Origin of the sequence: Teichococcus wenyumeiae, from assembly GCF_003696345.1 — a bacterium.
In the GTDB taxonomy this organism is placed as follows: domain Bacteria; phylum Pseudomonadota; class Alphaproteobacteria; order Acetobacterales; family Acetobacteraceae; genus Pseudoroseomonas; species Pseudoroseomonas wenyumeiae.
This window is the reverse complement of the sequence record NZ_RFLX01000155.1, coordinates 1-1,183: the sequence shown is the minus strand read 5'-3', so window position 1 is coordinate 1,183 and position 1,183 is coordinate 1. Positions and strand designations below refer to the sequence as shown.

Sequence of the window (1,183 nt, the reverse complement as noted above, 5' to 3'; positions counted from 1 at the left end):
CTCGCTCAAGGAGATCAGCGTCCGCGTGATCGACGTTGCGGAGGCCGTGGTGTTCGAGGGCAAGGCCGCGGCAGATCCCAAATCCTGATCAGCCTCGCCCGGGTCAAGGCACCAGAGGTGGTGAAGGTTGGTCTTGAGACAGATGCTACCTCTCCATGGCTCTACCACACCCTCAAGGCGGCTGAGCTGCCGGTCGTGCTCATGGATGCGTGCCACGCCCAAGCCGCGCTGTTGATGCGACCAGCCAAATCCGACCGCAGCGATGCTCGCAGCCTGGCTGAGATCCTGCGGATGGGCTGGTGCCGTGAGGTCGTGGCCAAGAGCTTCACCTCGCACGAACGCCTGGCGCTGCTTGCTGCCCGGCGCAGGCTGGTCAACATCCGCACGGACCTCGACGCGCAGTTACGTGGCCTGCTGAAGACCTTCGGCCTGATCCTAGGACTCAGCAACACCGACGCCGTGGTGCGTCGCGCCGAGAGGTTGGCCAAGGGCTATCCGGTGATCAGCGCCCTGGTGGCAAGGCTTGCGGAGGTGCGGCGGCACGTGGTGGCCCAGGTGGCAGCGCTCGACCGTGACATCCGTCGCCTCGTGCGCAGCGAGCCGCCCCTGAAACGCTTCATGGCGGTGCCAAACGTGGGGCCGATCACCGCGGTCGCGTTCTTGTCCACCATCGACGAACCAGAGCGGTTCAAGCATGCCCGCGATGTTGGACCTTATCTGGGGCTGACACCAACCCGCTACCAATCCGGTGAGACCGACCGGCACGGCCGCATCTCGAAGTGCGGAGATGCGTTCACCCGCACCTGCCTCTATGAGGCAGCCAACGTGCTGCTGACCAAGGTGGGGCGGTTCTCACCGCTCGAGGCTTGGGGCATGCGCCTCATGCAGCGCATCGGACCCAAGAAGGCGCGCATCGCGCTCGCCCGCAAGATTACGATCCGAGGCAGTGCCTCGAACCCTGCGCTGCATCTGAGTGGACGGCACTGAGTTCTGGTGGACGCGCGAGGAAACCAAGATGGCATGATCCGCGCTCTACCACCTAGGCTCCGCCCCGGCGGAGAGGCTGTTCCTGCCGGGACGGTGGGTGGAGGCGACCGCGCAGAGCCCGTTGGCCGGTCAGGCGCATACCGCCAGATCAGGCCGCCTCAAACATCGCGGCGCCCCATCCCTGACCCCCATCATG

General features: G+C 65.7%; 1 protein-coding gene. It reads left to right on the top strand.

What is annotated here, in order from left to right; translation table 11 throughout:
* On the top strand, window positions 1-987 hold a 987-nt coding region (locus tag EBE87_RS28330), incomplete at its 5' end, for an IS110 family RNA-guided transposase (protein WP_199726530.1).
* Window positions 988-1,183 lie beyond the last annotated feature (196 nt).